The organism is Gluconobacter sp. OJB, assembly GCF_039638275.1.
Classification (GTDB): domain Bacteria; phylum Pseudomonadota; class Alphaproteobacteria; order Acetobacterales; family Acetobacteraceae; genus Gluconobacter; species Gluconobacter cerevisiae.
Genome location: NZ_JBDIWH010000001.1, coordinates 1,514,741 through 1,528,297, shown reverse-complemented (window position 1 = coordinate 1,528,297; position 13,557 = coordinate 1,514,741). Strand labels below are relative to the sequence as shown.

The following is a 13,557-nucleotide window of genomic DNA, read 5'->3' as shown; positions in this document are numbered from 1 at the left end:
CGATGTTTCGTATCCGCCGCCTGTTTCTTACTCTTCCTGCCCTGTTGCTTCTCCTCTCCCTCACTGCGTGCCAGACCGTGCTCTACACCGAGCTTTCGGAACGCGATGCGATGGAGATGATCGCCATCCTTTTGCAACACGGGATTTCCGCTACGCGTCTGATCGCCAAGGACGGCAGTTCCACCGTGGAGGTGTCAGAGCGGCATGTGGCGGATGCGGTCTCCATCCTGCGCAGCAGTCATTATCCCCGCAATGGATATGACAGCATGGACAAGATCTTCCAGCAGCAGGGCATGATCAGCACGCCCACCGCTGAACGGGCCAAGCTGTATTACGGCATTAGTCAGGAGCTTGGACACACGCTCAATGATATTGATGGTGTGATTGATGCGCGTGTCCATATCGCGCCTGCCGCGAGCGACCCGGTGACGGGTGTGGACAAACCGGCGACGGCATCGGTTGTCATCCGGTATGATACCGGAACGGCTGTGTCGGGACTGCTCCCCAAGATCAAGCTGATGGTGGCCAATGCCGTTCAGGATCTGGCCTATGACCGTGTCTCCGTCATTCTTTTGCCAGTCGCGGTTCCGCACCTTCCGCCGGTTCAGACGGAATGGATGAGCCCGCTCGGCTGGACCGGATGGTTTTTTGCTTTCGCCTTTCCTGCCGGATATGGCGCCAGCATTCTATGGCGGCGCTTTCGCAGGAAAACTGCTTCGAACGCGACGGAACTGGCTATCGTGCAGCGTGAAGCCGCGTGAACGCAGCGTACAGTATGGCCGTTTCTTCTGAAATGAAATGCGGACAGATGCTGGCGGACATTCATCCGTCCCATTTGCAGTTGCGTCTGCCGATGCTGCACCGTGATACGGTTCAGAAACTCCAGACCTGTTCAAGACTTTCAGAACGCCTGATCGAACTGTTGGACTGTCAGGGACTGCCGCCTGTCCATCCTCCACAGGACCCCTTGGAGGCTTTGGCCCTTCAGCCGGAGGAGGGTTTGCAAAGGGCAGGGCGGCATATGGGGGCTGTCGTTTACTGGCGGAGTCTGGCGAAACAGGTGGACCGTCAGGCGATTACGGTGCTCGATACCGTATTGGGCGAAAATGTCAGACTGTTTGGAATTCGCAATGGTGCGCACTGGGCGCAGAGCGGTGTGCCAATGCCGTCCGCAGGACCATCCCCCGAACCCGATACGGACATTGCCGGACTCGCCAGAGCCGTAACGGACTGCGGCTGGTCCTGTCTGATCCGCTGGCGCGACAGCCTGACGGGAGATTACGGGCGCCTCGCAACGCTGAAATTGCCTGCAAGAACACTTCTGCCAGCAGCATCCGGCGCGTACGACCCGATCATCCTGAAGGTCGCGGAAGGGATCGCCGGGCATGTCTGAACGGATGTTTTCGCGGATGCGGCCTTCCACGACGGTCTTGCGCCCTGAGGACATGAGCGCGTGGTGCGAGGCGTCTCTGGCCTATGATACCGCCATCCGCAATGCCACCGTGCTGCTGTCCGCGACGCGGAACGCCTATGACGCAGAATGTCGGCGTGGCTATCAGACCGGTCATGACAAAGCCTCCGCAGAAATGGCGCGTCGTCTTCTCGCGACTGATGAAGCCGTTGCCAAAGTGCTTCGGGATCTGGAAACGAGCCTTCCAGCTATCGTGACGGACGTCGTAACGGATCTGTTCGGACGGCTCGATATCGGGAGCGCCCTTCCTGCGGCCATCCGGCATACGCTGGGGAAAATCCGGCATGGCACGCTCGCCACGCTGCGGGTGGCGTCCGACTGCGCCGACATCCTGCGCCCGGTCGTGGAAGACCTGACGGTCCATAATCCCGGCCTGCGTCTTGAGATCGACCCGATGCTGGCACCCGGGCGCTGCGTGCTGGAAAGTGAGCTGGGCGTCGCAGAACTGGGCGTGGACGCGCAGCTTGCCGTGCTGCGAGAGCATCTGAGCGCACAATGGATGCAGCATGACTGACATGCCCCTGACGCCATCCTCACATTTTCCGGACGACACGGTTTCTGTGGATGGCATGACGGATGTGTCCCGTCCGGCTGTGTCCCTTGCCAGTGTGCTGGAAGCAGACTTCGTTCGGCTCCACACATTGCAACGGACGGACAGGAAACGGCAGGCACAGGAACTGTTCCCGGACGAAACGGAACAGGCCGTTTCACGTTCCGATCCCGAAACACCTGATGCCCGGACCGGTCAGTCGGGTGCGTCTCTTATCGGACAGGATCGGGCTTCGGAAAACGCAGACCCGACGGACGCGCCCCGTCTGCCCGATGAGGCCGAGCCGCATACACCGCAGGCTAAGCAGGCGTCTCAAGCGCAGGTGAGTCGTGATCCGTCACAGACTGCCGATCATGTCATCGCGCGAATGAAGACCCTCCTGCCCATGCTGCGCTCACGGGCGGCGGGGATCGACACACATCCGATGCAGGGACGTGTCGTGAGCGCCACTGGAACCATTATCCGTGCCATTCTGCCGAATGTGGCCGTGGGCGATCTGTGCCGGTTGCAGAACCGCGACCGCGACTGGTCTCTGGATGCGGAAGTGGTGGGGCTGGACGGAAACGAAGTGCTCATGACGCCGATGGGCGGCCTCGAAGGCGTCTCAGTGGATACGGAAGTCGTCACGACTGGGGGACGACGCAGCTTTCCGGTTGGCGAGCGGCTTCTGGGCCGGGTTCTTGATGCGCTCGGCACGCCCATCGATGGTCTGGGACCGCTGGAGGCAGGGCCCTCACGCTCCGTCTCTGCTGCGCCCCCTCCCGCAATGGAGCGTCAACCAATCGACCGGCCGCTACCTGTCGGGCTGCGTGCTCTGGACGGCTTGCTGACCTGTGGGGAAGGGCAACGGCTCGGCGTATATGGCGAGGCCGGGGCGGGCAAATCCACGCTGATGTCTGCCATCGTCAAGGGCAGTTCCGCCGATGTCGCGGTCGTAGCGCTGGTGGGCGAGCGTGGCCGTGAAGTGCGCGAATTCGTCGAGCATAATCTGGGTGCGGAAGGGTTGAAGAACACTGTCCTGATCGTCGCCACCTCTGACCGACCCGCCGCCGAGCGCGTCGTCTGCGCACAGGCCGCCACGACGGTTGCGGAATATTTTCGCGACCAGGGGCTGAAGGTCCTGCTGTTCGTGGACAATGTCACCCGTTATGCCCGGGCCCTGCGCGAAATCGGACTGGCCGCTGGGGAACCTCCCACACGGCGCGGCTTTCCTCCGTCGGTTTTCGCAGCACTGCCCCAGCTCATGGAGCGCGCCGGCATGGGGGTGAGGGGCTCGATCACGGCGTTTTATACCGTGCTGGTCGAGGACGGGATGGATGATCCGATTGCCGAGGAAACACGCGGCATTCTGGACGGCCATGTCATTCTGTCGCGCGCACTCGCAGCAGCCGGGCATTATCCGGCTATCGACGTTCTGACCAGCCGTTCGCGCGTGATGTCTCTCGTGGCCGATCCGCGGCATCAGGCTGCGGCCACGAAAATCCGGAGCCTTTGGGCGAAATATCAGGAGATCGAGTTTCTGTTGCAGGTCGGCGAATACAAACCCGGCGGCGACGCGCTGGCAGATGAAGCGATTGCCAAAATCGGCGCGCTGCGGAATTTCCTGCGTCAGGGTAACGACGAGCGGACGTCCTTTGCGGAGATGCTGGAATGGCTGAACCGTCTTTGCGCCTGAGCCCGCAGGCGGCGGGACAGCTTGTGACGCTGCGTCAGCGCCGTGCCACAGAGGCGCGGCAGCTTCTGTCTGCTGCGACGTCACAGGTCGATCAGCGTCTCGGCATACTCACTCATGCATGTCAGGTCCTTTCCACCCACCAGGCACACCAGCTTCAGGTGCGGGCGGAGATCTCCTCTCGCCCGCAGGACGCGCTGGTCAGTGCCGTTCTGCTGCGCCGGGATCACGAGCATACTGAGGAGCTGGCCCGTCACGAAAAACGCCTGAAGGACAAGGTTGCCCAGGCCGAACGTGATGTCGAAAAAGCCCGTCAGCTCGCTGCCGCGACCCGTCGTCTCCTGATGCAATACGAACAGCGCGAAAAACAGGCGCGCGACCTGCTGGAACGGGTTGTCACTGAACGTCGCACGGCGCAGGAACGGCGCGAGGAGCAGGATATCGCGGAGCTCGCCATGATGCGCCAGAGTAGCGCGCGGCTCACCCGCCAGCGTCGCACGACACCACGGCACAGCGTTCCATGATGCTGTCTTTGCCCCCCGCGATACGGCGGCTCATTCCGAAGCCTCTGGGCTATGACGTTTCGGCGGCCGGTCTGCTCGGGCGGCACGACTTTGCCGTGTCGGTGGGCGAAGAGAGGCTTTCGGTGCGTTTTACACCACCGAGAATCACATCAGCGCGGTGGAGTGCAGTCTGTTTTCGGATCGGCGAGCGGGAGGAGGGGCAATGTCTTTTCCCTCACGATGTCCTTCAGACGCTGGTTTCACTGGCTGAGCCGAAGCCTCGCGCGCCTATGGAGTCCACGGCGGTCCTGCTGCTTCTGGAGCTATTGCTGGATCGGGGCCTGACGACGCTGGAGGCTGCGATAAACGCGCCGATCCGTTTCACGCGGATCGAACCAGCACAACAGGCCACGGCCCAAGCTTCCGCACTGGTTGAAATTGGGTTTGAGGCCCGTTTTGATACGTCGGGCAGTTTCTGTGGCGTGCTTCGTCTGCCTCCGGTACTGATGCCCGTGCTGCACCGTCTTGCGCCGCCGCTTATGCGTCGTTTTCCTGATCCGCCAGTGATGCTGTCGTTAAGGATCGGGAGCGTTCTGGTCTCACCGGATGAGCTCATGACGCTCGGACCCGGCTTTGGACTGGTTCTCGGAACGGCAGCGCAGGTCCGGCATGTGATCGTTGCGGGCGAGATGCTGGGCGCAGCGGTCCGGCATGACGGCAGCAGGATTGTTTTTGAGGGCGGGTTTCTGCCTCTCGCCCGGATTTGGCCAGCAGATTGGAACAGCATGACTGAAACACCCCCGTCCTCCGCGACCGACCCTCACCAGTCCACGACAGTCGAAGCCCCCGCCATCGAACAGCTTCAGATCCCCCTGACCTTCGAACTGGCGCGGATGCCGGTTTCGCTGGCCGAACTGAGGACGATCGGAGAAGGGCATGTGATTGATATCGGCGCGCTCACGGAGCGTTCCGTGTCAATCATGGCCAATGGCCGGCGCATTGGCGAAGGCGAACTCGTGGATCTCGGGTCCTCCGTCGCCATACGGGTCACGCGGATCATCACCGCATGATCGGCTCGACCAATCTCGTTACGGCCCTTGTCCTGACCCTTGGGTTCGGCGTCCTGATCCTCGCGGTCATCACCACTACGTCGTTCGTGAAAATCTCGGTCGTCCTGTTCCTGCTGCGCACCGCGCTCGGCATCCAGCAGTCGCCGCCGAATATCGTGCTCTATGCGATCTCGCTGATCCTCACGCTCTTCATTTCCGCGCCTCTCGGCCGTGACATCTACAAGGCGGCCATGGAGAGCGACCAGAAATACGAGACGCTGACGGATTATGTGGACGCTTATGAACGCGTGCAGGCGCCCGTTGCCCAGCATCTGCTCCGCTTCACACAGGCCCCCGAGCGTAATTTCTTCATGAACGCCACCCAGCGTCTGTGGCCCGAAGACATGCGCGACAGCCTGACGCCGGAATCACTTCCCATTCTCCTGCCTTCCTTCCTGACAGGAGAGCTCAAACGGGCTTTCGAAATCGGCTTCCTGATCTATCTGCCCTTCATCACGATTGACCTTGTCGTCACCACGATCCTGATCGCGATGGGCCTGTCCCAGGTTCAGCCCAACACGATCTCGGTTCCGCTCAAGCTGCTTCTGTTCGTTCTCGCCAGCGGCTGGACGCGCCTGCTGCACGGTCTGGTGATGAGCTATGCGTAGGCCGCCACTTCGCGGGTATCTGCGGAAGAACACTACCGGTGGATGATGCGGCCCTCACGCAGGAACTCTCTTCCGCGCTTTTCCTGTTTGCCTCGATCGCCGGGCCGCCGCTGGCGATTGCGCTGGTGGTCGGACTCCTGATCGGGCTTCTGCAGGCTGTAACGCAGTTGCAGGACCAGACGATGCCGCTGACCTTCAAGGTCGTCGCTGTTTGCGCGACGCTGCTGCTCATGGCCTCGACGCTCTTTCCGCCTCTGCTGGCTTTTACTGAACACGTCCTGACTGATTTCCCGGCCATGACGCGCTTCTGAGCCGTGCCTGCTACTGACGCCCTTGCCGTTCTGCAACAGATGATGCCTTGGCTGAGCGCCATCGCACTGGCGATGAGCCGTCCAGCGGGGGCGGCTATCGTGCTGCCGGTCTTTACACGCATGCAGCTTGGCGGCCCCATCACTGGCGCCATTGCCTTCGCGCTCGGTATTCCCGCAACACCCATGATCCATGCCGGATTGCTTACCGAACCACGTTCCCTGATGGCGCTCGGTATGCTCGGCGCCAAGGAAATGGTGATCGGCGTGATCATCGGGTTCCTCATTGGTCTGCCAATCTGGGGCGTTCAATGTGCGGGCGAACTGCTCGATACCCAGCGCAGCGCAACACAGGGACAGGCCGAAGATCCGGGAAGCGGCAATCAGGAATCCACAACCGCCGGTTTCTTCGCTCTTGCTGTCACGACTCTGTTTGTCCTGTCAGGAGGGCTCAATCTTCTGGCCGATACGCTGCTGTCGTCCGAAATGCTCTGGCCTCCGCTCGCTCTGGCGCTGGCGCCACAACCGGGTTTCGGTATGGTTCTGCTGGGGCTGCTCGACCGGTTGGAGACCGTGAGCCTTTCAATCGGCGCCCCCGTCATGCTGGCGATGCTGCTGTGTGAGGCGAGCGTCATTCTGCTGATGCGCGCCATCCCGAAACTGCATCTCTATGATCTTGCCCCAAACCTGCGCAATCTGGTCTTCATCCTGATGATGTTCGGCTACTGCGCGTGGCTCGTGTCATACATGCGCCATGATCTTGTCGCCTCCCGAGATGTTCTTGGCACCATGCACCAGTTGCTGAAGCCATGAGCGGTAGCAGTAGCGAGGAAAAATCCCTCCCGGCCTCTGCCAAAAAACTCGCTGATGAACGTCGCAAAGGCCATATCGCCAAGGCTCCGGACCTTCAGTCCGGAATGGTGACTATCGTTCTGATCGGCTGGCTTTTGCTGCGGCGCAATGCGATTGCCATCCATCTGCAAACGATGATGGATGCTGTCGGAAATGCTCTCACGATGGATTTCAGATCTGGGGTCGGGAGCGTGGGTCAGGCCCTCAGAACTGTCTGTCTCGAAGACGCCCTGACGCCCCTCGCTCTCGCCATTATAACAGGCATCCTCGTCAGGATTCTGACCAATGGTGGGTTTGTCTTCGCACTTGATCCCGTGATGCCGAAATTCGAGAAGATCAATCCGGTTTCAGGATTCGCAAACCTCTTTAAAGCCCGGACTTTCGTGGATCTGGGCATGTCAGTGGTCAAGGTTCTGTTTTTCGGTGGAACCCTGGCGCTCATTATTCATGGCGCGATTGGTGGTCTCGTCCGTGTGCCTGAAGCCGGGATTACCGAACTGCCCCGCATTCTCTTCACGCTCCTTATGCGGATCTTTGGGGCGGCTTGCGTCTTTTACATGGTTTCCGGCGTGATCGACCTGCTGATCCAAAGACAGATGTTTCTCAAGGAAATGCGGATGACGCCCACCGAGGCGAAGAACGAACGGAAGGAAAGTCAGGGCAACCCGCTGATCAAACGGCAACAGCGCCGTCTTCAAAGTCAGGCCCGTCGCAATACGGTGCCGCTTGGTCCGAAGCAGGCAAGCGTCATGATTTGTGGAGACTCGGTTGCCATTGGCCTGCGCTATAAACCGCCGCAAACTCCGCTTCCGCGTATTGTCTGCCGAGCGCATGGAGAACAGGCTGAGATCTATCGCACGATTGCTCAGGAGAGCCGCATTCCCGTCGTCTGGGATTATGAACTTGCGCGAAATCTTGCGGAAAAATTCAAGCCCGGCACAACGATCACGCCGGAATTCTTCCAGCCCGTCGCGCGTATTCTTCAGAATCTTCCGTCATGACGCCGTCGGGACGCAAATCAGGCTGACGTCAGCTTCCCATCGTAAACAGATACTGCAGAAAAACGCGGCTATGAATCCGTTTGTCATGCCCGCTTTCAGCCGCACGATGAGGACGACATGAGCACTTCAATTACGCCCGACACACAGAGCCTGATTCAGGAACTGATGGCCGCAATGCAGTCCGGAAGCCTGTCTTCCGGTACAGGAAGCGCGAATGGCGCAGGCCAGAGCAGTGGTCCACAGAACACGCAGGAAGAAGCCAAACTTGCGGAAGTCTTTCAGGAACTCATGGCCCTGCTGAAGCAGGGAAATAAAGAAGGCTCCACAAGCCCGGGTTCCGCTACGCCAAGCCCTGCCATCTCTCCGGCCGGTGCGCCTTCTGCATCTGCGATACCCGCAACAGGAAACACCTTGCCCGCAGCCGCTCCGGCTTCGAGCGACGCGTCCAGCCCCGCTGCGGCAACGTCTGGCACTTCCAGCGTCAATGCGGGAGACGGTCCCAATACGACCACCATCACCAATACCAGCAATCACGATGAAAAAATCGGCCAGTTTCTCAACGGCGGGTCCACGACCCAGCCTACAGCTGAGATCGACCTCAAACCCGGCCAGACTGGCACGCTGAAATATCAGAATGGTCAGGGCGGCTATGACGCCGAGGCAGATTCATCCGGCAATTTCCAGTCCACTGCCAGCCGTCTGGAGTTCTATGCGGATGCCAAGGGCGTCAACAATGACGATGTCAGTTATATTGACGGACGCAACGCATCCATCAAAGTCTCTGATGGAAATGGCAAGACCGCAGGCGATAGCAAGAGCATTGCCAGTGACGCCCCCTCCAACGCCGTAACAAAGGACGCAGGCGGCCGCGCTACCGTAACCGGATGGTATGACGGCTCAACGCAGGACATGAAAGATGGCGGCGCTTATATGGAGTCAAATCTGGGAACAGGCAACGCCTATCTCCATCCCGATGACGATCGCAACGCCACCAGTTCCAATCCGATGACCATGGCGCAGGATGCAAGCCAGCATTACACTGCGGATTTCGGAAACGCCTGAATCAGGGTTAAATAACCAAGCCATAAACCGGGGCCGTATCGCCCCGGTTTATGGCTTTTTGTCTTTGGAAGCCTAGGCTCAGGACTCATTCTTTAAGATAGAAGATGAAGGTTGCTGCGATATGGATTGCGGACATGAAGATATGAGCGCATCGGTCGTATCTGGTCGCAATACGTCGCCAGTCTTTGAGTTTCGCGAACATGTTTTCGATGAGGTGGCGCTTTTTATACAGATGCCAGTCGTAAGGCAGCTTTGATTTCCGGTTCTTTTTCGGGGGAATACAGGCAGTGATATTGCGTTCTGCAAGCGATAACCTGATCCGGTTGCTGTCATAGCCTCTGTCCCCGATGACTTCTTCTGTCTCTTCGGGGAGATCTGCCAGCAGCACGTCTGCGCCTTTGAAGTCACTGACTTGTCCTGCTGTCAGATAGAGGCGAACAGGCCTGCCCTGACTATCGCACACGGCATGGAGTTTTGAGTTCAGGCCGCCTTTTGTCCGTCCGATATGGCGGGGAAAAGCCCCTTTTTGAGTAGAGACGCCGCCGTTCTGTGTGCCTTGAGGTGTGTTGCATCGATCATCAGGCGCTTTGAACGGCCAGCCTGTTCTGTCAGGGCGACAAAGATCCGGTCGAAGACACCCAGGCGGCTCCAGCGAATAAAACGATTGTATAAAGTCTTGTGCGGGCCATACGCTTTCGGAGCGTCTTTCCACTGAAGCCCGTTGCGGATCACATAAACGATCCCGCTCAAAACACGCCGGTCATCCACACGGGGCACTCCATGCGGCAGAGGAAAAAACGGCTCAATCCGCTCCATCTGGCGTTCAGACAGCAAAAATACGTCACTCACAGCCTTACCTCCATCGGTAAGCCTGTGAATCACAACGTCTCGCTCAGTTCAATATTTTAATAGGTCCTGAGCCTAAAACCAGAATACAGCCTGATCAGGCTTGTTCTGCATTTTTGTGCTGCTGAGCAGTCGGACCGCCCTGTCCCATGGAGTAGATATTATATCCATAATCCAGGGTATCTACGCCTGTCATGAGGCCGTCGCCCACCTTGCCAGCGGCACTTTTGAGAATGTCGCCAATTGAAGATGCACCTTTCCCTGCACTCTCCGCAACGCCTTCAGCAGTGCGGGCAGCAGCGGTTGCCCCATCCACTTCCGGCGCGATCTCGGGAACAAAGAGCAGCGCGGCATCGCTGGCGACGCCTTCAAACATCCCGCCCAGATCTTTCAGACCCTGACTCTTATTCCCTTTGGCAAACTGGTCGATCATTCCGACCCCGTCTGTCAGCGGAGAAACAACAGAGGACAGGAAATTTCCAATCCCCGTTTCGAACTTGTCCCACCCTTTGGAGGCCTTTGTACTGCCACGATCAATCGTGCCCTCCCCGAATTCGGCCTCAAAAGCTGCCGCATCTTTTTTGGAGACTTTTCCCGCCCCCATCTGCCCAATCTGACTTCCGAGTGTTGCTGCATCTGCATCAGAAAACGCTCCCCCAGAGTTGACGGCTTCTTCGCCAGCAATCTCCAGATCCTGCGCCATGGCATTGCCATTCTTCTTGCTGGCATCGGTCGAAAACTGTTGGGCCAGAGAAGGATCTGTCTGTTCGAGATCAGACATGGCCTGCTGTGTCGCGGTCGACAAAGCGCCGCTTCCTGCCTGAAGAATCGTTTCCTTCCCCGGTCCATCAGACGTTTTGGACTTGATGCCCTTCACGATCTGGGCAATGGGGGACGTATCTTCAAGAAATTTGAGAATTGCATGACCGGCACGGGTCTGGCCGCCCTTGATATAGCTTCCCCCCAGAACCTCTTTCGCCTCGGCCCGCTCTTTCTTGTTGATCCGTCCGCCGCCATTGTTATTTGCCAGTGACTGGGCGCCGGAAATCGCTGCAATTGCCTGGCTCTTGGTTAGATCGCCGTTCTTGTAAGCCTGAAGCTCATCTTCGACGAGGCTGTTGCCGTTTCCGGACTCTCCAGCGGTCATGATCTTTGAAAACAGGGCCGGATCGCTCTGCTGAAGCGTATCCATTCCCTGTTCCAGATTCTCGTTATAGGCCGCATTCTTGTCGGCTTTCTTTCCCGTCTTGGTACTCTCCGAGCCAGCATGTTCCAGTTCGCTGCCCGCCGTCTGAGCACCTGCTTCAGTGCCTCCCGAAGCGATAGTCCCAATCAACATGCCCGTGCTCCATCAAGACAGAGAAAAATTATTCTGGCTGAGACGTTAAAAGTACATGCTGACGTCAACCTGTCTGGCAACGGTCTGGCTCATTCGGGCGGAACTTGAGATCAAATACCAATATGGGAACGGAGGCGACCGTTCGTCATGTGATTTTGTTCCACAAAGACGGTTAATTGCGAAGGATAAATAAATTAAAACCTCTCCTTGGAGTAATAATTTAAAAATTTCTCGTATTTTATTTATATTATGCTCCAATAAATCTGTTAAAAATAGATTTTAATTTATTCTCATGAATTTTTTTATTCCTATTTATGATTGAATAAAGATCTATTTTTTCGTTAAAGCTTAATTTATTGAAGTAATTAGTAAAAAAATCTCTTGAAAAGGGAATTTTTGAAAATTCATTTTCTGATTTATTTAATTCTAAATGGACTTTTTTATAGTCCATTTCAATAAGTTGCTCATTATAGAACGAAAAGCACATATTTTTGTGCTTATTCATAATGACAGCAGAAAATTTACCGTCTTCAAAAGGCATTGATGACCAAGAAATTCCTAATTTTGAGAGGCAAAAACTCATAATGCAACCATATTTATTGATAAGTATATAATGGTCATTGTTCTCATCTGAACACGATGCGTCATAGACAAAGGAATAATAATTTTTATGAAGTTCCTGATCGTTGAAATAAATTTGACTCTTGATACAAATTTTTGAACTTCTAAAAGAAACGCACCGAAGATAAAAAGTTAATACGCCGCTTATTATTTTCTTAACAAATAATTTATAAATAGTTTTTATTTTATTTCTTATTATTGAGCTTATTATATGGCTTCTCTCCAAATAATAAAGTGATAAATGTCCGCAGTTTGGAAGCATGATAACATTAATTTTTTTAAAAAACGTATCTATCATGTGGACTGTTTTTTTATCATCAATTAAAATTGGATCGATTATAATTATTAGATTTTCTTGTCTTTTTAATTCTAAATTTGATACTTTAATTTTATTAATGCAGTAATTCTCTATGCAAAACCCACTTATTCTGTCTTGTAACACCCTATTGTCATCATTGCTTAAATTCATTTCCTCTGAAGAAAGAGATAGATACGGGCTGCAAACAATACATAAATCAATGTCTATGTATTTATTTAAATAAAATCCAAAAAAACCACCCATAGAATGGGTAATAACAATCACTTCAGAGAATTGCCCCAAAAAATTTTTCAAAAAGTCTATGGCTATATTTGTAGAATTATTGATAAAAAAATCTCTTTTTTTACTGGTTATGCCAAGCAAATTGAAATCAGAAAAATCATCTTCTAACAGAATATATTTATCTGAATCATGTTCATGCCCAATTCCACTTATTGTTACGATTATAGTATTGTCTCTTATTCCATCATTATTGATTTTTGGAGAAAAATTCATTGATACAAAGTCATTACAAAAAATCATGATATATATCCATGAATAATTGATATTTATATAATTAAATCCAAACTATTTTGATAAATAAAATCAAAATAGTAATTTATATTACAATAGGTGGGGTGGAGATAATTTGAATGTTTTTAACGGAATCAAAAATGAAAAGTTCATTTATTTCTGTGAATAAAATAATTTTGATTATAACAATATAATTGTATCTGTAGATGATAACTAAAAATTACTTGTAAAGTTATTAGTTAAAAATTAAGAATAGGAATAAACTAATTTTATATAAAATTTCCACTATGAGTTTATTTTAATATATATAATTTTTTCTTTTTGTTTAGTATTTTGGTGGCGTGGAATAAATTCTTACAGGTAAGCCGCCTTTGTGGTTGTATTCTTTTTTTTGGAATTGGAATGGCTCGTGTAGCGCGCCGATTTCTTTTGATTTTGCAGAGCGCTTTGTCCGACTGTGAGGACCTGGCAACCAACTTTTTCCTGGTTGGGGATTTTGAGGCCTTCCGCCCTAATCTGGACAAGGCTCTGCCCCTCAGTGGATGGGAGCAAAAGCAGCCGCTTTTATATGATCTGGTGCCAATCTTCAGATCCGGCTCATCCTGACCGTGGGTACTCTCTGTGTCTGTATGGGGATCGAGGCCATCAGTATTCATCTACAGCAGATGCCGATTTATTTTCCTCAAGAGGACTAGTATCGCCTCCTGGTAGATTAGAATATAGCGCTTCCCGGTCCATCATCCGTCAGCGCATAATGCCGTCCTCGCAAGTTTCGATCTACGC

General features: G+C 54.3%; 14 protein-coding genes. 11 read left to right on the top strand and 3 right to left on the bottom strand.

Annotated elements, in window-relative coordinates; translation table 11 throughout:
• Positions 1-2 precede the first annotated feature (2 nt).
• The 11 genes from sctJ (at position 3) to ABDK74_RS06965 (ending at position 9,136) form a co-directional block, all read left to right on the top strand.
• The gene (sctJ, locus tag ABDK74_RS07015; RefSeq protein ID WP_346003261.1) at positions 3-761 is read left to right on the top strand and encodes a type III secretion system inner membrane ring lipoprotein SctJ; all 759 of its coding nucleotides are present in this window, start codon (positions 3-5) and stop codon (positions 759-761) included.
• A gap of 14 nt (positions 762-775) precedes the next feature.
• Positions 776-1,393 (top strand): hypothetical protein, encoded by a 618-nt coding sequence (locus ABDK74_RS07010; RefSeq protein ID WP_346003260.1) that lies wholly within the window; start codon positions 776-778, stop codon positions 1,391-1,393.
• Positions 1,386-1,985 (top strand): hypothetical protein, encoded by a 600-nt coding sequence (locus ABDK74_RS07005; RefSeq protein ID WP_346003259.1) that lies wholly within the window; start codon positions 1,386-1,388, stop codon positions 1,983-1,985. The genes ABDK74_RS07010 and ABDK74_RS07005 overlap by 8 nt, the downstream gene beginning before the upstream one ends.
• Entirely contained in the window at positions 1,978-3,696 is a 1,719-nt protein-coding gene (locus ABDK74_RS07000) for a FliI/YscN family ATPase (protein WP_346003258.1), read from the top strand. The genes ABDK74_RS07005 and ABDK74_RS07000 overlap by 8 nt, the downstream gene beginning before the upstream one ends.
• The gene (locus tag ABDK74_RS06995; RefSeq protein WP_346003257.1) at positions 3,672-4,217 is read left to right on the top strand and encodes a hypothetical protein; all 546 of its coding nucleotides are present in this window, start codon (positions 3,672-3,674) and stop codon (positions 4,215-4,217) included. The genes ABDK74_RS07000 and ABDK74_RS06995 overlap by 25 nt, the downstream gene beginning before the upstream one ends.
• Entirely contained in the window at positions 4,214-5,266 is a 1,053-nt protein-coding gene (gene sctQ / locus ABDK74_RS06990) for a type III secretion system cytoplasmic ring protein SctQ (protein WP_346003256.1), read from the top strand. Before ABDK74_RS06995 ends, sctQ begins: the two co-directional genes overlap by 4 nt.
• Positions 5,263-5,913, top strand: a complete 651-nt coding sequence (gene sctR / locus ABDK74_RS06985) for a type III secretion system export apparatus subunit SctR (RefSeq protein ID WP_346003255.1) — start codon at positions 5,263-5,265, stop codon at positions 5,911-5,913. The genes sctQ and sctR overlap by 4 nt, the downstream gene beginning before the upstream one ends.
• Before the next feature lie 38 nt (positions 5,914-5,951).
• Complete coding sequence (locus ABDK74_RS06980; RefSeq protein ID WP_211569897.1) at positions 5,952-6,224, top strand: flagellar biosynthetic protein FliQ; 273 nt, start codon at positions 5,952-5,954, stop codon at positions 6,222-6,224.
• 3 nt (positions 6,225-6,227) lie between these two features.
• The gene (gene sctT, locus ABDK74_RS06975) at positions 6,228-7,034 is read left to right on the top strand and encodes a type III secretion system export apparatus subunit SctT (protein ID WP_346003254.1); all 807 of its coding nucleotides are present in this window, start codon (positions 6,228-6,230) and stop codon (positions 7,032-7,034) included.
• On the top strand, positions 7,031-8,074 hold the full coding sequence (locus tag ABDK74_RS06970; RefSeq protein WP_346003253.1) for an EscU/YscU/HrcU family type III secretion system export apparatus switch protein: 1,044 nt from the start codon (positions 7,031-7,033) through the stop codon (positions 8,072-8,074). Before sctT ends, ABDK74_RS06970 begins: the two co-directional genes overlap by 4 nt.
• Positions 8,075-8,191: 117 nt before the next feature.
• Positions 8,192-9,136, top strand: coding sequence for a hypothetical protein (locus ABDK74_RS06965; protein ID WP_346003252.1), 945 nt, complete (start codon positions 8,192-8,194; stop codon positions 9,134-9,136).
• A gap of 85 nt (positions 9,137-9,221) precedes the next feature.
• Here the strand turns inward: ABDK74_RS06965 and ABDK74_RS06960 are convergent.
• The 3 genes from ABDK74_RS06960 to ABDK74_RS06950 all read right to left on the bottom strand — a co-directional run bounded on the left by ABDK74_RS06960 (position 9,222) and on the right by ABDK74_RS06950 (position 12,783).
• Positions 9,222-9,985 (bottom strand): IS5 family transposase gene (locus ABDK74_RS06960; protein ID WP_346002506.1). Its coding sequence is split into 2 segments (ribosomal slippage): positions 9,222-9,652 and positions 9,652-9,985, totalling 765 coding nucleotides; the frame shifts between segments, so codons are not numbered across the junction.
• A 94-nt stretch (positions 9,986-10,079) separates the two neighbouring features.
• A complete protein-coding gene (locus ABDK74_RS06955) occupies positions 10,080-11,321 on the bottom strand; it encodes a hypothetical protein (protein WP_346003251.1) in 1,242 nt (413 codons plus the stop codon).
• Positions 11,322-11,568: 247 nt separating this feature from the next.
• Entirely contained in the window at positions 11,569-12,783 is a 1,215-nt protein-coding gene (locus ABDK74_RS06950) for a hypothetical protein (RefSeq protein WP_346003250.1), read from the bottom strand.
• Between the last annotated feature and the right edge of the window lie 774 nt (positions 12,784-13,557).

What these genes read in the sequence shown, in the direction of transcription:
- sctJ (WP_346003261.1), top strand. Translation starts at nt 3, where the DNA reads ATGTTTCGTATCCGCCGCCTGTTTCTTACTCTTCCTGCCCTGTTGCTT.
- ABDK74_RS07010 (WP_346003260.1), top strand. Translation starts at nt 776, where the DNA reads ATGGCCGTTTCTTCTGAAATGAAATGCGGACAGATGCTGGCGGACATT.
- ABDK74_RS07005 (WP_346003259.1), top strand. Translation starts at nt 1,386, where the DNA reads ATGTCTGAACGGATGTTTTCGCGGATGCGGCCTTCCACGACGGTCTTG.
- ABDK74_RS07000 (WP_346003258.1), top strand. Translation starts at nt 1,978, where the DNA reads ATGACTGACATGCCCCTGACGCCATCCTCACATTTTCCGGACGACACG.
- ABDK74_RS06995 (WP_346003257.1), top strand. Translation starts at nt 3,672, where the DNA reads ATGGCTGAACCGTCTTTGCGCCTGAGCCCGCAGGCGGCGGGACAGCTT.
- sctQ (WP_346003256.1), top strand. Translation starts at nt 4,214, where the DNA reads ATGATGCTGTCTTTGCCCCCCGCGATACGGCGGCTCATTCCGAAGCCT.
- sctR (WP_346003255.1), top strand. Translation starts at nt 5,263, where the DNA reads ATGATCGGCTCGACCAATCTCGTTACGGCCCTTGTCCTGACCCTTGGG.
- ABDK74_RS06970 (WP_346003253.1), top strand. Translation starts at nt 7,031, where the DNA reads ATGAGCGGTAGCAGTAGCGAGGAAAAATCCCTCCCGGCCTCTGCCAAA.
- ABDK74_RS06965 (WP_346003252.1), top strand. Translation starts at nt 8,192, where the DNA reads ATGAGCACTTCAATTACGCCCGACACACAGAGCCTGATTCAGGAACTG.
- ABDK74_RS06955 (WP_346003251.1), bottom strand. Translation starts at nt 11,321, where the DNA reads ATGTTGATTGGGACTATCGCTTCGGGAGGCACTGAAGCAGGTGCTCAG.
- ABDK74_RS06950 (WP_346003250.1), bottom strand. Translation starts at nt 12,783, where the DNA reads ATGATTTTTTGTAATGACTTTGTATCAATGAATTTTTCTCCAAAAATC.